We start from the raw sequence: 15,909 nt of genomic DNA, 5'->3' as shown, positions 1-15,909 counted from the left end.
GCCAGGCTTATGAGAGCAGTGAATTGACAGATACTCGCAGTGACAGTCCAGGTTCCACGATCCGCATCGTTATTCCGGACGGCCATTCCATGGTGGGCCTGCTCGGGACCAGGGACGAGCTGCTCCATGTCATCGAGCGGGAGTTGTCCGCCGATGTGCACGTCCGCGGTAACGAAATCACCGTCTCTGGTTCTCCCGCGGAAACCGAGCTCGTCGGCAGGCTCTTCAGCGAACTGCTCGAATTGCAGCGCAAGGGCGCCGAGCTTTCGCCGGACGCGGTCGAGCGCACGGTGGCAATGCTCAAGGGCGGGAACGGCGAGCCGGGCACCCGTCCCGCCGATGTGCTGACCCAGGGCATCCTCTCCGTCCGCGGCCGCACGATCCGCCCGAAGACCCTCAACCAGAAGCACTACGCCGACGCCATCGACAAGCACACCATCGTCTTCGGCATCGGCCCGGCGGGCACCGGCAAGACCTACCTCGCGATGGCCAAGGCGGTGAAGGCGCTGCAGGCGAAGGAGGTCAACCGGATCATCCTGACCCGCCCGGCCGTCGAGGCCGGCGAGCGCCTTGGCTTCCTTCCCGGCACGCTGTACGAGAAGATCGACCCGTATCTCCGGCCCTTGTACGACGCCCTGCACGACATGGTCGACCCGGAGTCGATTCCGAAGCTGACCGCCGCGGGCACGATCGAGATCGCACCGCTCGCCTTCATGCGAGGCCGCAGCCTCAACGACTCGTTCATCATCCTCGACGAGGCGCAGAACACCACTGCCGAGCAGATGAAGATGTTCCTCACCCGCCTCGGCTTCGGGTCGAAGATCGTGGTGACCGGCGACGTCACCCAGGTCGACCTGCCCGACGGGCAGATCAGCGGCCTGCGGATCGTGCAGGACATCCTCGACGACATTCCCGACATTCACTTCTCCCGCCTGACGAGCGCCGACGTCGTGCGGCACAAGCTGGTCGGGAAGATCGTCGACGCCTACGAACGTTACGACGCGAGCGCCAAGCGGGTGAGCCGCGAGCGCCCGCAGGACCGGGACCGCGGCGAGCGGGACCGTGACCACGGCCGTCAGGGCCGCCGCGGCGCGCACTGACGCCGTCACGCAAGACAAGCGAGCAAGACACCGGCAGGCAAGACGCCGGCAACAAGGAAAACGAGCATAAGACGGGGACACCAAGGTGAGCGTCGACATCAACAACGAGTCGGGGGTCGCGGTCGAGGAGGACGCGCTGCGCGAACTCGCGCAGTACGTGATCGACCAGATGGAGACCCATCCGCTCGCGGACCTCTCGATGCTGCTCGTCGACGAGGACCACATGACCAACCTCCACGAGAAGTGGATGGAGGAGCCGGGGCCGACGGACGTGCTGTCGTTCCCGATGGACGAGCTCCGGCCGCACGCGATCGCCGGGCCCAACCGCACCAGGGGCCGCGACGAAGACGAGAGCGAGCCGGTCCTGCTCGGCGACGTGGTGCTCTGCCCGCAGGTGGCGGCCGCCCAGGCGAAACAGCACGGGCACTCCACGCAGGCCGAACTCGAGCTGCTCACCGTGCACGGCGTGCTGCACCTGCTTGGCTATGACCACGCTGACCCGGAAGAGGAAGCCGAGATGTTCGGCCTGCAGAACGAACTGCTTCGCGACTGGCGAGAACAGCTGGCCGGCGGGCCGCCTGCCACGAGCGAAGGGCGGGAAGGGCAGGCCTGATCATGCCTGCCGCCGGATGGCTACTGCTCGCCGCGACCCTGCTGATCATCGCGGCCGGCTGGTGTGCGGGTGCGCAGTCGGCCCTGGCAAGGACCGACTCGGACGGGCTTGACCGTTACGGCAGCCTGCTGACGCTGATCAGGGTGTGCGCCGAGATATCCGGCGCGGTTCTCGTCACGCTTGCCTTCGCGCACTGGCTCGGCGGCGGCTGGCAGGTGTTCCTGCCGGCGGTCGGCGTGCTGCTTGTCGCGCGCTATGTGCTGATCGGCGTGGGGCCGCGCGCCATGGAGCGGCAGCGCGCGGAACGGGTCGCCGCTACGGCCCGAAGACTGCTGCGCCCGCTGCACGCCGCGCTCGGCCCGGCGTCGCGGCTGCTCGACCGGGTGACCGGCGCGCTGCCGTTCGGCGGTCCGGGCGCGGACCCGGAGCTGAGCGGCCGTCCCGGGGTGGAGGACCTGGTCGACTACATCGAGTCGCAGGACGAGATCGAGCCCGGCGAGCGGGAGATGGTCCGCTCCGTGGTTGAGCTCGGCGACACGATCGTCCGCGAGGTCATGGTGCCGCGCACCGACATGGTGTTCCTCGAGCGCGACAAGACGCTCAACCAGGCGCTGTCGCTGGCGCTGCGCAGCGGGTTCTCCCGCATCCCGGTGACCGGCGAGTCCACCGACGACGTGGTGGGGATGGCCTACCTGAAGGACATAGTCGCCTGGATCATGCAGCACCAGGAGGCCGAGGAGACCGACCGCGTGGAGAAGGTGATGCGCCCGGCGACGTATGTCCCCGACTCCAAGCCGGTCGACGAGCTGCTCCGCCAGATGCAGCTGATGCGGATTCACGTGGCGATCGTCATCGACGAGTACGGCGGCACGGCCGGCCTCGTCACGATCGAGGACATCCTCGAGGAGATCGTCGGCGAAATCGCCGACGAGTACGACACGGAGCAGCCCCCGGTGGAGTGGCTGGCGCCCGGCACGGCCCGCGTCACCGCCCGGCTCCCGGTCACCGACCTGGAGGAGGCCTTCGGCGTCAGCATCGTCGCGGAAGACGTGGAGACGGTCGGCGGCCTGCTCGCCCACCAGCTGGGCCGGGTGCCCATCGCGGGCTCGGAGGCGACGGTCGCCGGCCTGCACCTGACCGCGGAGAACGTCGCGGGCCGCCGCAACAAGCTGGGCACGGTGCTGATCGAACGGGTCGAAGAAGCGCAGCGAGACCAGGACTAACTCCAAAAACCCCATCATCCCGAACGGTTGCGGCTTACTCTCCCACCCCCCGTGCCTCTTCCAGCGTGCCGGTCCCTCCTCGCGGCCGCCGCCCTCGGCCTAGACTCATCCGCGTGAGTGATGTGGCTCCCGGGGACATCCTTGACCCGGAGGATCAGAAGATCATTACCCTGGCCCGGTCCTCCCGGGCGCGGGTCGCCGCGTCCGAGGGCGCGGCGGTCCGCGACGAGACCGGGCGCACCTACACGGCGGCGGCGGTTGCCCTGCCGTCCCTGCGGCTGTCGGCGCTGCGGCTCGCGGTCGCCATGGCCGTGTCGAGCGGCGCGGAGTCCCTGGAAGCGGCGGCGCTTGTCAGCGACAAGGAGCCGGACCCTGGCGACCTGGCCACCGTGCGCGACCTCGGCCCGAGCGCCCCGATCTTCCACGCGGGCACCGACGGCGTGCTCAAGAGCACGCTGCTCCCCTAGCGCCGCCTGGCCAGCCGCACCGGGCTTGCCGGGATGTCGCCGCGCAGCAGCCGCTCCACCAGGCCGGCCAGTCCGCTCGGCGCGACCCGTTCGGTCGCCGTCCGCAGCTCGCGGACGGTCCACCAGCGGTGCCCGGTGATCATCGAGCGTTCCAAGTCCTGCTGCCCGTCGGTGTCGATGGCAGTGCCCGGCACCCGCAGGAAGAAGAACGAGTGCACGCCGAGGAACAGCTTGCCTTCCTCGGCCGCGCGCCACCGGCTCATCGACGTCGCCACGACCGGCCCGAGCGCGGTCTCGGTGGCGGCGAATCCGGTCTCCTCGAAGAGTTCGCGCACCGCGGCGGCGCGCACTGTCTCGCCGGGATGGACGCCGCCGCCCGGGGTGAACCACCAGCGCTCCCCGTCGCTCTCCCGCGCGCTGAACAGCAGCACCCGCTGCCGGGGATCGGCCACCAGAATCCGCGCGGTCGGCCGCCATATGGGAGTTACGTTCACAAAGCCGACATTACTCGAGCCCGGTCGGCGTTCGATGACTGCGACCGGCAACCCAACGGGTAGCCCGGATGCCCGACAATTGACAGGTGAACCAGCCGCGAGTGACCGAGAAGAAGGCGGGCCGGGCGAAGGCGAACGCCAGCCGGGCCGGGACCGCCTCCGATCCGCAGGCTCCGGTCTTCCGGTCTGGTTTCGCCTGCCTGGTAGGCCGCCCGAACGTCGGCAAGTCCACCCTGACCAACGCCCTCGTCGGCGCCAAGGTCGCGATTACCAGCAACCGCCCGCAGACCACCCGGCGGGTGATCCGCGGCATCGTGCACCGCCCGGACGCCCAGCTAGTCATCCTGGACACCCCAGGTCTGCACCGGCCGCGCACGCTGCTCGGCGAGCGGCTCGACTCCCTGGTGCGGTCCACGCTGACCGAGGTCGACCTGATCGGGTTCTGCGTCCCCGCGCCCGACCTGATCGGCCCCGGCGACAAGTACCTGGCCAAGGAGCTGGCCGCGGTCAAGAACACGCCAGTCGTCGCGATCGTCACCAAGACCGACGAGGTTCCGCAGGAGCGGGTCGCCGAGCAGCTGCTCGCGGTCAGCGAGCTGGGGGAGTGGGCGGACGTGGTCCCGGTCTCCGCCGTGCGGGGGTACCAGCTCGACGTACTCGCCGATGTCCTTGTCAGTCACCTGCCCGAGGGGCCGCCGCTCTACCCGGACGGTGAGCTGACCGACGAGCCCGAGCAGATCATGGTCGCCGAGCTGATCCGCGAGGCCGCGCTCGAGGGTGTCAGGGACGAGCTGCCGCACTCGATCGCGGTGCTCGTCGAGGAAATGGGACCGCGCGACGGCCAGCCCGACCTCATCGACGTGCACGCCGAGCTGTACGTCGAGCGCTCGAGCCAGAAGGCCATCGTGATCGGCACCCAGGGCGCCCGGCTCAAGGACGTGGGCACCAGGGCTCGCAAGCAGATCGAGGCCCTGCTCGGCAGCCGCGTCTACCTGGACCTGCACGTCCGGATAGCCAAAGACTGGCAGCGCAACCCCAAATACCTCCGCCGCCTCGGCTTTTATGACTAGCTCGGCGCCCGATGGCAAGAATCGCCATCGTATCGGGCGCCGAGCTAATCGCGTCTCCCGGGGGGGACGACCCCCCGTACCCCCCGATGTCCGCTGCGCGGACAAGAGCTGCGGGAGTACGCCTCGGCTGACGCGCGGTGTTACGCCTCGGCGGCCCTGGCGGTCTCCAGCTCGATGTTGTGCCAGGCGGGCAGGACGAGCTCGAAGCCGATCGCCTGGTTGACGGCGATCATGTGCGTGTTGGACAGCGCGTTCCCCGTCTGTACCCGCTCGACCTGCGGCTCGGTCTCGGCCAGCCACTCCAGCATCGCTGTCTTGACCAGCAGACCGAGCCGGTGGCCGCGATGCTGGCTGGTCACCGCCGTCAGCCCCTGATGCCCCCACTGCGGGTCGTCCGGGTCGACGGAGAGCTCGGACATCGCGGCGAGCTCGCCGCTCGCGTCGTGCCGCGCGGCGATGGTGTAGCGGCGCAGCCCCATTGACCGAACCGGCGCGTCGTTGCGCTCGCGGACGCGTTCCGCGTCCCAGCTCTCCTCCTCGACGCCCTCGTCGTGCGGCGCGTCGTTGAACGCGTTGAGCACCCGCGCGAACGGAGCGCGGTACTCCTCGGGGGTCGCGCCGGTCCAGCGCAGCAGGGAGTAGCCGTCCGCCGCGGCGGCCGCCGACCCGCGCAGTGAGCCGGTCTTTCCCGCGGGCAGCGTGCGCAGGTCGAGCCGGCGAACCCCGGCGGCGATGCCCTGCTTCGCGCCCACGGCGGTGGCGAACGCCTCTCCCGGCGAGCCGTCCCGCGTCTCGCCCCACAGCAGGGAACGCCCGTCGGCCGCCGCCAGCCGCGCGGCGTGCCTGAGCAGGCTCCCGCCGAGCCCTTGCCTCCGGTGCGCGGGGTGCACCACGAGAGTCAGCATCGCCCGGTCGGTGTTCTCCAGGTCGGTCAGTTCGAGGCGGTACCAGCCGAGCACGCTGCCAGGCTCCGCTCCGGGTGCGAACCACGCCTGGGCGGGATCGCCGGTGAAGCCCAGCCCGAACCAGGCGGCGAGCATCCGCTCCGGCATCCGCGGCCCGTCCGGGTCCTCGATGTCCTGCGCCCGGTCCCAGGCTTCCTTGCAACCGCGGATGGCCGCGCCCTCGTCCGCCGTCCACCGGTCGATGCGCATGCTTTCAGTCAACCTCACTAGTAAGCGGCCTGTCACTCAGTGAATGCCGGATACAGCGATCTCGTAGATGTTCCAGCCCGGCTCGACCACCCGGTAGGCGAGCTGCTCGTTGACCGCGATCATGTGTTCGTTGCTCGCGGCGTTCCCGGTCTGGATCCACTCGACCTGCGGCTCGGCCGAGGCCAGCAGCTCAAGCATCGCGGACTTCACGAGCAGCCCGAGGCGGTGTCCCCTGTGCGGCCGGGTCACGGCAGTGAGCTGCTGGAATCCCCAAGAGGGTGACGCGGGGTCGACGAGCACCCCGGTAAAGGCGGCCATCTCGCCCGTCGCGTCCGCAAGTGCGGCGACGCCGTACCCGCGCATCAGTCCGGCACGCTGCACCGATCCGGTGCGCTCGCGGACCCGGTCCGCGTCCCAGAACTCGGGCTCATCGTTCGCGCCGTGCGGCGCGTCGTTGAACGCGTTGAACACCCCGGCCATCGCGGCGCAGTACTCGTCGGGGGTGGGGCCGGCCCACGTGACGAGCGAGTACCCCGTGGCCGCCTGCTCCGCCGTGGCGCGCAGCGATGCGACGGTGCCGGGAGCGATCTCGCTCAGGTACTGAATCCGCCGTACCTCCTCGAGATCGAGCCGCGCGCCGATGGTGACGGCGAACGCCTCGCCCGCCGACCCCGCGATCACCTGAGCGCCGAACAGCGTCCGCCCGTTCGCCGTCGCCCGCTCCGCTAGGTGGCGCAGCAGCGACCGGCCGATGCCGCGCCGCCGCAGGGCAGGGTGCACCGTCAGGCCGGTATACGCCTTGTCGCGGTTCTCCAGGTCGGGCAGGGCCATCCGGTCGAAGCCGGTGATCTCTCCGCCGTCATCGACAGCGGCCCACAGCTCGCCTGGGGTCTTCTCCCAGCCATGGCGGATGTAGTGGGCGAACGTCCCATAGGACATGGGCGGCTCGATCGGCTCGTCGACCTTGTGAGCCGCGAGCATCACCTCGTAGCACGCACGCGCGGTCGTCTCGTCGGCGGGGTCGCACTGTTCGATGCGCATCCTCCCAGCCAATCGCACCGTGTCGCGGAAAGCGACCGGTTTTTGACCTGCGGTGACATGCTCTGACGTGCGAAGATGTGCGCCACGAGGCTGACGCGAGCAAGCCTAGACTGGGCGCCTATCGTCCGATATATGTAGATATATAACGATCTGCTCCGCTAGCCGGTCCCGTCACGGTACGCTGGGCGGCCACCGCTCTCTCACCAAAAGGGGACGAACATGCTCATCATCTGGGGCCTGCGCGTCATCTACCGGATGCTGGGGCGGGGCGTGTTCTTCTGCCGCCGGTGCGGCGGCGACCGCGACTACCGGCACCGGGCGGGCCGCCGGTGGATCACCTTCTTCTTCATTCCGCTGATCCCGCTGATGAAGACCGGCGAGCACGTGCAGTGCCTGACCTGCAAGACCAGGTACGTGACCGAGGTGCTCAAGCTGCCCACCACCGTTGAGATGGAGGCGGCGCTCGCCACCGGCATGCGCGCCGTGGTCGCGGTCATCCTCCGCGCGGGCGACCCGGCGAGCCCGCTGGCGCGGCGCCGCGCGATCGACGCGGTGATCGGCGCGGGCGACGCCGACTACGACGAGACCTGGCTGGCGGCGGACCTCGACGAGCCCGCGGACATCGCGCGGCCGAGGATCGCCGCGCTCGGCGCCCAGCTTCAGGTCGAGGCGCGGGAGTGGTGCCTGGCGGAGGCGATCAGGATCGCGATGGCCGACGGCCCGCTGTCCGGCGCCGAGCGCGCCGCCGCTGAGCACCTCGCGAACCTGCTGGGCATGACCCAGGCTCAGGCCATCGGCGTGATCGCGCTAACCGAACAGAACGTCTAGATTTCGCGTCTGCCTGCATAAATACTCAGAGTGGCGGGGTAGTGAAACCACGCATCCGTTCGGGCTGATATATTCATCCTTGCTATGTCGCACGAGCTGCTCCTCCTTAGCGGCCGCGGCGGGGGCCTATAGAGGCTGGCTCCCTCGTCGCGGGTGCTAGGCATGTCCGCTGGCCGACGACCGGACACCCCGCGAAACTCGAAGGACACAGCTACCAATGACGCAGCAAGATCGTTCATACCCCCCTGTCGCGCCCGTACGTCAGCAGCCGAGCGGCATGCCCTGCCACCGCTACGTTCCGTTCAAGCCGGTGGACCTCCCGGACCGCACCTGGCCGAACAAGACCCTCACCAAGGCGCCACGCTGGCTGTCCACCGACCTGCGTGACGGCAACCAGGCGCTGATCGACCCGATGTCCCCGGTCCGCAAGCGAGCCATGTTCGACCTGCTGGTCAAGATGGGCTACAAGGAGATCGAGGTCGGCTTCCCGAGCGCGAGCCAGACCGACTTCGACTTCGTCCGCGAGCTCATCGAGGGCGACAAGATCCCGCAGGACGTGCGGATCTCCGTGCTGACCCAGGCCCGCGAGGACCTGATCGAGCGCACCGTCCAGTCGCTGGCCGGCGCGCGGCGCGCCACGGTACACATGTACAACGCGACCGCGCCGGTGTTCCGCAAGGTCGTCTTCCGCAACACCAAGGACGAGACCAAGGCGCTGGCCGTCGACGGCACCCGCTACGTGATGAAGTACGCGGAGAAGATTCTTGGCGACAACACCGACTTCGGCTACGAGTACTCGCCGGAGATCTTCATGGACACCGAGCTGGACTTCGCCCTGGAGACCTGCGAGGCGGTCATGGACGTCTGGCAGCCGGGCCCGGACCGGGAGATCATCCTCAACCTGCCGTGCACCGTCGAGCGGTCCACCCCGAACGTGTACGCCGACCAGATCGAGTGGATGAGCCGCCACCTGAGCAGGCGCGAGCACGTCTGCGTGTCGGTGCACACGCACAACGACCGCGGCACCGCCGTCGCCGACGCCGAGCTGGCCGTGCTGGCCGGCGCGGACCGCGTGGAGGGCTGCCTGTTCGGCAACGGCGAGCGCACCGGCAACGTCTGCCTGGTCACCCTGGGCCTGAACCTGTACAGCCAGGGCGTCGACCCGATGATCAACTTCTCGAACATCGACGAGATCCGCCGTACGGTCGAGTACGTGAACCAGCTGCCGGTGCACCCGCGTCACCCGTACGCGGGCGAGCTGGTCTACACGGCCTTCTCCGGCAGCCACCAGGATGCGATCAAGAAGGGCTTCGAGGCGCTCGACGCCGAGGTCGCGGCGGCCGGCGACCGGCCGGAAGACCACAAGTGGGACCTGCCGTACCTGCCGATCGACCCGCACGACGTGGGCCGCTCCTACGAGGCCGTCATCCGGGTCAACAGCCAGTCGGGCAAGGGCGGCGTCGCCTACGTCATGAAGACCGGCCACTCGCTTGACCTGCCGCGCCGGCTGCAGATCGAGTTCTCCAAGGTCATCCAGGTCCGCACGGACGAAGAGGGCGGCGAGGTCAGCCCCGCCGAGATCTGGGACTCGTTCACCCGCGAGTACCTGACCCCAGGCGACTTCGACCTGCTCGAGCACCAGTCGTCCTCGGTCGTAGCCGGCAAGCACCGGCTCGCCGCCGAGCTGTCCATCGCGGGCGTCGCCCAGGAGGTGGAGGGCACCGGCAACGGCCCGATCTCCGCCTTCTGCGCCGCCCTGGCCTCGGTAGGCGTCGACGTCAGCGTCCTCGACTACGCTGAGCACGCCCTCACCGAGGGCACCGACGCCCAGGCCGCCTCCTACGTCGAGGTGTCCACCGGCGGCAAGGTCTGGTGGGGCGTAGGCATCGATACCAACACGGCGACCGCCTCGATGCGCGCGATCCTCAGCGCGGTCAACCGCTCCCGCCGCGCCTGACTCCGCGCAATTCAACTCCAGGCATATCCCGAACGGTTTCATAGCTCCGCCTCCACCCAAAACACGGCTCTGGAGGCGGGCAATCCGTCATGCGTTGCTCCGCCTTCCCCTCGAAACATGACCAGGGAAGGCGGGCTGCGCGGGATGCGCGGCGATCCCGTCACATCCCTAAACAGCGGTCGCGAATGGCTGCCTCACAAGGGCGTCCCGGCAATCACGGCGGCCAACAGCACGCCGCCGCCATTCCTGGGCATTTCGCCCCTGCGAGACCGTTGATCACGGAACATTAGATCCTGGCGGAACTATTCTCCCGGATCCGGGTAGAAAAACTCCGTTGTAATCGGAAGTTCCGTGATCAACGGCCACGCGGTGCGGCTGACCGGACCAGAGTGACGAGGCGTCCACGTGAGGCTGCCGAGGCTCGCCCACGCCGGCCCGATCCCGCCGGTGCTGCCGCATCAGGAGTTCGCCGGTCGATCCCCGCCCGGGCTGCCGCCTCTCGAGGCTCCCCGGCATCATGGCCGGCTTTGTCGGCGCCGTACGGGACAATGAAGCGTGCAGGGATACCGGGACGACGGGGTCGTGCTGCGGACGCAGAAGCTTGGCGAGGCGGACCGCATCATCACGCTGCTCACCCGGCATAACGGCCGCGTCAGGGCCGTCGCGAAGGGCATCAGGCGCACCAAGTCCCGCTTCGGCGGCCGCCTCGAGCCGTTCACGCACGTTGACGTGATGATCCATCCCGGCCGCTCGCTCGACATCATCACCCAGGCCGAGGTGATCCGCGCCTACGGCACCCCGCTGGCCGCGGACTACCCGAAGTACACGGCGGGCACCGCGATGCTGGAGACCGCCGAGCGCTTCACGCCGGTCGAGAAGGAGCCGGCGATCCGCCAGTTCCTCCTACTCATCGGCGGCCTGCGCGCCCTCGGCGAGGCCGTCGACCCCGGCGAGCCGGCCACCCCCGGCGAGCCGGCCACCTTCGGCGAACCGGCAACCTCCGGGGAGCGGGGCACCTCCGGCGAGCCGGCAACTTCCGGCGAGCCGGCCGCCCCCAGCGACTCGCCCCCCGCCTCTTCGGCCCTGTCCACCCCAGCGGACGCGAATGGCATCGGAAGCCTCGAAGACCCGGCGAGACCCGCCGACCCCGGGACGCCGCGCGATCCCCGGATGGTTCTCGACGCGTACTTCCTTCGCTCGCTGACCTTCGCCGGCTATGCCCCGGCGCTGGCGGAGTGCGCCCGCTGCGGCACCAGCGAACGGCCCCTCGTCGCCTTCGCGATGGCGGCGGGCGGCATGGTCTGCGCCGAGGACCGGCCGCCTGGCGCCGCCTCGCCCGCGCCGCAGACGGTGGCCCTGATGGTCGCGCTGCTGCGCGGCGACTGGACAAGCGCGATGCGGAGCGAGCGCAGGCACCGGGTAGAGTGCAGTGGCTTGGTGGCCGCTTACCTGCAGTGGCACCTTGAGCATTCGATCCGGTCATTGCGTCATGTGGAGCGTGCTTGAGCAAGACCCCCCGGTTGCGGGAGACCCGCCCGGTGCAGCCGCCGTACCCGCACCCAAGCGGCATCCGGCCGCCGGAGATCCCCAGGGAGCTGGTTCCGCGGCACGTGGCGATCGTGATGGACGGCGACGGCCGGTGGGCCAAGGAGCGCGGCCTGCCGCGCACCGAGGGGCACAAGGTCGGCGAGGCCGCACTGATGGACGTGCTGATGGGCGCGATCGAGCTCGGCGTGAAGTACATCTCCGCGTACGCGTTCTCCACGGAGAACTGGCGCAGGCACCCGGAAGAGGTCGCCTTCCTGATGAGCTTCAACCGCGACGTGATCCACCGTCGCAGGGAGGAGCTCGCGGCGGCCGGCGTCCGCATCCGCTGGGCCGGGCGGAAGCCGCGGCTGTGGCGCTCAGTGATCAGGGAGCTTGAGGACGCCGAGCAGCTCAGCGAGGAGAACACCGTCCTCACCCTGCAGTTCTGCTGCAACTACGGCGGCCGCGCCGAGATTCTCGACGCGACGGCCGCGATCGCGCGCGACGTGGCGGCTGGCAAGCTCCGCCCCGACAAGATCACCGAGGACCTGTTCCACACGTACCTCGACGAGCCGGCAGTCCCGGACGTCGACCTGTGGATCCGCTCCTCGGGTGAGCAGCGGCTGTCGAATTTCCTGCTCTGGCAATCGGCATACGCGGAGCTTGTCTTTCTCGACACGCTCTGGCCCGATTTCGACAGGCGGCATTTGTGGTACGCCTGCGAAATCTATGCGTCACGGGACCGCCGTTTCGGCGGAGCGATTCCCAATTCCGTCCCCAAGTGAGTAGCTGAGCCGCGTTCCGGGAACAACCCTGTCGGGTTGTGCTGGGATGACGGGCTAAATCCGCGCTGTTCTGCGATGCCCAGTCCCCTTTGGCATAACAGAATGTTCCGCGGGCAATGTCACCGACACCGTGAGCGGCATCACGCTCGACATCGACAAGGACATCGTGGGCGGCCCGCTGGCCCGCTGATCAGGCCGGCGAACTAGTTCGCGCGAACCGCCCGGTACTCATAAGCTCATGTGACATGGCCCTACGCAGCGACCGGCTCGACGCCGTCGTCAACCTGAGCAAGCGACGCGGATTCGTCTACCCGTCCAGTGAGATCTACGGCGGTCTGCGTGCCGCGTGGGACTACGGTCCGCTCGGCGTGGAGCTGAAGAACAACGTCAAGCGCCAGTGGTGGCGGTACATGATCCAGGAGCGCGACGACATCGTCGGCCTGGACTCGAGCGTGATCCTCGCCCGCGAGGTGTGGGAGGCGAGCGGCCACGTCGCGACCTTCACCGACCCGCTGACCGAGTGTCTTGCCTGCCACAAGCGGTTCCGCGCCGACCACCTGCTCGAGGCCTACGAGGAGAGGCACGGCCACCCGGCGACGGCGGGCCTGAGCGACGTGAACTGCCCGAACTGCGGCACCAAGGGCCAGTTCACCGAGCCGAAGCCGTTCAACGGCATGCTCCGCACCTACCTGGGCCCGGTGGAGGACGAGAGCGGCCTGGCGTTCCTCCGCCCGGAGACCGCGCAGGGCATCTTCATCAACTACAAGAACGTGCAGACGACGAGCCGTAAGAAGATCCCGTTCGGCATCGGCCAGGTCGGCAAGTCGTTCCGCAACGAGATCACGCCGGGCAACTTCATCTTCCGCACCCGCGAGTTCGAGCAGATGGAGATGGAGTTCTTCGTCAAGCCGGGCACCGACGAGGAGTGGTTCAAGTACTGGATCGACCACCGGCTCGCCTGGTGGACCGGTCTCGGCATCAACCCGGACAACCTGCGGAAGTACGAGCACCCGAAGGAGAAGCTGTCCCACTACTCCAAGGGGACGATCGACATCGAATACCGCTTCGGCTTCGTCGGTTCGGAGTGGGGCGAGCTTGAGGGCATCGCGAACCGCACCGACTTCGACCTGAGCAGCCACCAGAAGGCATCGGGCGTTGACCTGACGTACCTGGACCAAGAGTCGGGCGAGCGGTACACCCCGTACGTCATCGAGCCCGCGGCCGGCGCCGACCGCGGCACGTTGGTCTTCCTGCTCGACGCCTACTCCGAGGACGAGGCGCCAGACGCCAAGGGCAAGCTGGAGAAGCGCACCGTGCTGCGCCTCGACCCGCGCCTCGCCCCGGTCAAGGTCGCGGTGCTGCCGCTGTCGCGCAACGCCGACCTGTCGCCGAAGGCCAAGGACATCGCCGCCATGCTCCGCAAGCGGTGGAACACGGACTTCGACGACGCCCAGGCGATCGGCCGCCGCTACCGCCGCCAGGACGAGATCGGCACCCCGTTCTGCGTCACTGTCGACTTCGACACCCTGGAAGACCAGGCCGTGACGGTCCGCGACCGCGACACCATGACCCAGGAGCGCATCGGCATCGACGCCCTCGCCGGCTACCTAACCGACCGCCTGCCGCTGTTCTAGCCCGGGGGGACGACCCCCCGTACCCCCCGATGTCCTCGCGTAGCGGCCCGATGGCAAAAAGCGCCATCGTATCGGGCCGCCACGCTGCGGCAAGAGCTGCGGGTTCCTTCTCTCAATACCACGATCCCCTCGCACCGGTCCCTCTGGTTTCCGGGCCACTCTCGCGGACCGCTGCGACGAATGCCGCGATGGCGGGATGGTCGCGTGTTCCCCTTCGGCAGGCGATACTGCTGCGGCGGCGAGCGGCCAGGGGAGTGAGCGCTACCTCAGCCGGGGCGTCGGCTATGCCGAGTTGCGGGATGAGGGAGACTCCCTGGCCCGCCGCGACCAGGGCGAGGACGGTGCCGAAGTCGTCGGCGTGGTGCCGGATGCGCGGCGTGAAGCCGTTGGCCTCGCAGGCGCGAAGCACCAGGGTGTGGCACAGCGTTCCTGGGCTGCCCGCGATCCAGCCAGCATCGCGGCAGTCCGCGATGCTGGCTCGTGTAGCGTCCGGCGTAGCCAGGTAGACGATTTCCTCGAGGAGCGGTTCGGTGTCGAGCGCAGGATCCGGCGCGGCGGGCACGTAGTCGTAGACGAAGGTCAGCGCGACGTCGAGCGCTCCGCCGCGCAGCGCGTCGGGGACATCGACCGGATCGAGTTCGGTCACCATCAGTTCTAGGCCGGGGTGGTCGCGGCCGAGCGCGACGAGTGCCGGCGGCAGGATGACCCGCGCCGCGCTGGGGAACGCGCCGATGCGCAGCGGACCGGTCAGGCTGTCGCGGGTGGCGGCGAGCGCGGCGGACGCCTCCTCGAGCACCGCGAGCACCGACTCGGCGTACCCGGCGAGTACCACTCCGGCCGGGGTGAGTGCCACCCGCCTGCCGGCCCGCTCGAGCAGCGGCACCCCGGCCTCCCGTTCGAGCGCGGCGAGCTGCTGGGAGACCGCGGACGGCGTGTAGGCGAGCGCCTCGGCGGCCGCCGTGATGGTGCCGCGGCGCGCGAGTTCGAGCAGCAGGCGGAGCCGGTGTACATCGATCATTTAGTTCAGCTTACAAGTCACTGAAGAAACGTGAACTAGACCTTCACAAGCACCGCGAGGCAGGCTCGGTGCATGGAACCTTCGCCACGCGGCCTCTTCATCCCGCTGATCACGCCGTTCACCGAGGACGGGGACCTCGCGTCGGGTGCGCTCGAGAAGCTGGCGCACGCCGTCATCGACGCCGGCGCGGCCGGCCTCGTCGCCCTTGGAACCACCGGCGAACCCGCGACGCTGACCGCCGCGGAACAGCACACGGTGCTCGACATCGCCGCGCGGGTCTGCCGCGAGCGCGGCGCCACCCTGATCGCCGGCGCCGGCTCGAACGACACGGCGGGCTCGGCCCGCGCGCTGCGCGACCTGGCGGCCTGGCCGGAAGTGTCCGCCGCGCTCACCGTGGTGCCGTACTACACCAGGCCGTCGGAGGAGGGTGTCGTCGCGCACTTCACCAGGCTCGCCCTGCACAGCCCGGTCCCGCTGATCGTCTACAACATCCCGTACCGCACCGGCCGGGTCCTCAGCGTGCAGACGCTGCTCAGGCTCGCCAGCGTGCCGGGGATAGCCGGGGTCAAGCACGCCCCGGGTGCCGTCGACCAGGACACGGTCTTGCTGATGTCTCGCCTGGCGACGACGCCCCCGACGATGGCGGAGCCGCCGGGCGGTTTCGCGGTGCTCGCGGGCGACGACGTGTTCGCGTCGCCGCTGCTCGCGCTCGGCGCCGCGGGCGGCATTCTCGCCTCGGCGCACCTGCGCACCGGCGAGTTCGCCGAGCTGATCGCGGCCTGGCACGCCGGGGATGCCGGGCGGGCCGGAGCGCTCGGGCAGCGGCTCGCCCCGCTGTCCGCGGCGCTCTTCGCCGAGCCCAACCCGGCTGTCATCAAGGGCGTGCTGCACGCGCAGGGACTGATCCCGAGCCCGGCGGTGCGGCTGCCCCTGCTCGCGGCGGGCCATGACTCGGTCCGCGCGGCCCTTGCCCTGTGCTAGCCCCCGGAAACGGAGCC

15 protein-coding genes are annotated in these 15,909 nt (G+C 69.3%); 11 read left to right on the top strand and 4 right to left on the bottom strand.

Translation table 11 applies throughout. From position 1 onward, the window contains the following. Positions 1 to 89: 89 nt before the first annotated feature. The 4 genes from EAS64_RS34545 to EAS64_RS34530 all read left to right on the top strand — a co-directional run bounded on the left by EAS64_RS34545 (position 90) and on the right by EAS64_RS34530 (position 3,403). Complete coding sequence (locus tag EAS64_RS34545) at positions 90 to 1,100, top strand: PhoH family protein (protein ID WP_187366382.1); 1,011 nt, start codon at positions 90 to 92, stop codon at positions 1,098 to 1,100. 85 nt (positions 1,101 to 1,185) lie between these two features. Continuing rightward, positions 1,186 to 1,713, top strand: coding sequence for an rRNA maturation RNase YbeY (gene ybeY, locus EAS64_RS34540; RefSeq protein WP_145859885.1), 528 nt, complete (start codon positions 1,186 to 1,188; stop codon positions 1,711 to 1,713). A gap of 2 nt (positions 1,714 to 1,715) precedes the next feature. Continuing rightward, the gene (locus EAS64_RS34535; RefSeq protein WP_145859883.1) at positions 1,716 to 2,936 is read left to right on the top strand and encodes a hemolysin family protein; all 1,221 of its coding nucleotides are present in this window, start codon (positions 1,716 to 1,718) and stop codon (positions 2,934 to 2,936) included. Positions 2,937 to 3,049: 113 nt separating this feature from the next. Beyond that, entirely contained in the window at positions 3,050 to 3,403 is a 354-nt protein-coding gene (locus tag EAS64_RS34530; RefSeq protein WP_246115994.1) for a cytidine deaminase-like protein, read from the top strand. Here EAS64_RS34530 and EAS64_RS34525 read toward each other — a convergent pair. Continuing rightward, positions 3,400 to 3,897: an NUDIX hydrolase gene (locus EAS64_RS34525; protein ID WP_187366381.1), complete on the bottom strand. Its 498-nt coding sequence runs from the start codon at positions 3,895 to 3,897 to the stop codon at positions 3,400 to 3,402. The two genes, EAS64_RS34530 and EAS64_RS34525, sit on opposite strands and share 4 nt — an antisense overlap. Positions 3,898 to 3,983: 86 nt before the next feature. Between EAS64_RS34525 and era the strand changes: the two genes are divergently transcribed. After that, positions 3,984 to 4,967, top strand: coding sequence for a GTPase Era (era, locus tag EAS64_RS34520; protein WP_281283358.1), 984 nt, complete (start codon positions 3,984 to 3,986; stop codon positions 4,965 to 4,967). Positions 4,968 to 5,107: 140 nt separating this feature from the next. Here the strand turns inward: era and EAS64_RS34515 are convergent, their stop codons facing one another. Next, positions 5,108 to 6,121, bottom strand: a complete 1,014-nt coding sequence (locus EAS64_RS34515; protein ID WP_145859880.1) for a GNAT family N-acetyltransferase — start codon at positions 6,119 to 6,121, stop codon at positions 5,108 to 5,110. A gap of 36 nt (positions 6,122 to 6,157) precedes the next feature. Beyond that, complete coding sequence (locus EAS64_RS34510; protein ID WP_145859878.1) at positions 6,158 to 7,162, bottom strand: GNAT family N-acetyltransferase; 1,005 nt, start codon at positions 7,160 to 7,162, stop codon at positions 6,158 to 6,160. A 219-nt stretch (positions 7,163 to 7,381) separates the two neighbouring features. On the opposite strand from EAS64_RS34510, the gene EAS64_RS34505 reads away from it, so the two are divergent. The 5 genes from EAS64_RS34505 (at position 7,382) to EAS64_RS34480 (ending at position 13,893) form a co-directional block, all read left to right on the top strand. After that, positions 7,382 to 7,990: a TerB family tellurite resistance protein gene (locus EAS64_RS34505; RefSeq protein WP_145859876.1), complete on the top strand. Its 609-nt coding sequence runs from the start codon at positions 7,382 to 7,384 to the stop codon at positions 7,988 to 7,990. A gap of 217 nt (positions 7,991 to 8,207) precedes the next feature. Further along, positions 8,208 to 9,947 carry a 2-isopropylmalate synthase gene (gene leuA, locus EAS64_RS34500; RefSeq protein ID WP_246115993.1) on the top strand — a complete coding sequence of 580 codons (1,740 nt, stop codon included), beginning with the start codon at positions 8,208 to 8,210 and terminating at the stop codon, positions 9,945 to 9,947. A gap of 555 nt (positions 9,948 to 10,502) precedes the next feature. Further along, positions 10,503 to 11,453 (top strand): DNA repair protein RecO, encoded by a 951-nt coding sequence (recO, locus tag EAS64_RS47230; protein ID WP_342782100.1) that lies wholly within the window; start codon positions 10,503 to 10,505, stop codon positions 11,451 to 11,453. Continuing rightward, the gene (locus tag EAS64_RS34485) at positions 11,450 to 12,259 is read left to right on the top strand and encodes an isoprenyl transferase (protein WP_145859874.1); all 810 of its coding nucleotides are present in this window, start codon (positions 11,450 to 11,452) and stop codon (positions 12,257 to 12,259) included. The genes recO and EAS64_RS34485 overlap by 4 nt, the downstream gene beginning before the upstream one ends. A gap of 245 nt (positions 12,260 to 12,504) precedes the next feature. Next, positions 12,505 to 13,893 carry a glycine--tRNA ligase gene (locus tag EAS64_RS34480; RefSeq protein WP_145859873.1) on the top strand — a complete coding sequence of 463 codons (1,389 nt, stop codon included), beginning with the start codon at positions 12,505 to 12,507 and terminating at the stop codon, positions 13,891 to 13,893. Between the two features lie 112 nt (positions 13,894 to 14,005). On the opposite strand, the gene EAS64_RS34475 is transcribed toward EAS64_RS34480, so the two are convergent. Next, positions 14,006 to 14,911: a LysR family transcriptional regulator gene (locus EAS64_RS34475; protein WP_145859871.1), complete on the bottom strand. Its 906-nt coding sequence runs from the start codon at positions 14,909 to 14,911 to the stop codon at positions 14,006 to 14,008. Between the two features lie 72 nt (positions 14,912 to 14,983). Here EAS64_RS34475 and dapA point away from each other — a divergent pair, with 72 nt between their 5' ends. Next, positions 14,984 to 15,892 (top strand): 4-hydroxy-tetrahydrodipicolinate synthase, encoded by a 909-nt coding sequence (gene dapA, locus EAS64_RS34470; protein ID WP_145859870.1) that lies wholly within the window; start codon positions 14,984 to 14,986, stop codon positions 15,890 to 15,892. Positions 15,893 to 15,909: the final 17 nt, after the last annotated feature.

Origin of the sequence: Trebonia kvetii (assembly GCF_007827045.1) — a bacterium.
Taxonomy (GTDB): domain Bacteria; phylum Actinomycetota; class Actinomycetes; order Streptosporangiales; family Streptosporangiaceae; genus Trebonia; species Trebonia kvetii.
The sequence above is the reverse complement of the archived record's forward strand: the minus strand, read 5'-3'. Positions and strand labels throughout refer to the sequence as shown.

What these genes read in the sequence shown, in the direction of transcription:
- EAS64_RS34535 (WP_145859883.1), top strand. Translation starts at nt 1,716, where the DNA reads ATGCCTGCCGCCGGATGGCTACTGCTCGCCGCGACCCTGCTGATCATC.
- EAS64_RS34505 (WP_145859876.1), top strand. Translation starts at nt 7,382, where the DNA reads ATGCTCATCATCTGGGGCCTGCGCGTCATCTACCGGATGCTGGGGCGG.
- leuA (WP_246115993.1), top strand. Translation starts at nt 8,208, where the DNA reads ATGACGCAGCAAGATCGTTCATACCCCCCTGTCGCGCCCGTACGTCAG.
- dapA (WP_145859870.1), top strand. Translation starts at nt 14,984, where the DNA reads ATGGAACCTTCGCCACGCGGCCTCTTCATCCCGCTGATCACGCCGTTC.
- EAS64_RS34475 (WP_145859871.1), bottom strand. Translation starts at nt 14,911, where the DNA reads ATGATCGATGTACACCGGCTCCGCCTGCTGCTCGAACTCGCGCGCCGC.
- EAS64_RS34515 (WP_145859880.1), bottom strand. Translation starts at nt 6,121, where the DNA reads ATGCGCATCGACCGGTGGACGGCGGACGAGGGCGCGGCCATCCGCGGT.
- EAS64_RS34510 (WP_145859878.1), bottom strand. Translation starts at nt 7,162, where the DNA reads ATGCGCATCGAACAGTGCGACCCCGCCGACGAGACGACCGCGCGTGCG.
- EAS64_RS34480 (WP_145859873.1), top strand. Translation starts at nt 12,505, where the DNA reads ATGGCCCTACGCAGCGACCGGCTCGACGCCGTCGTCAACCTGAGCAAG.
- EAS64_RS34545 (WP_187366382.1), top strand. Translation starts at nt 90, where the DNA reads ATGGTGGGCCTGCTCGGGACCAGGGACGAGCTGCTCCATGTCATCGAG.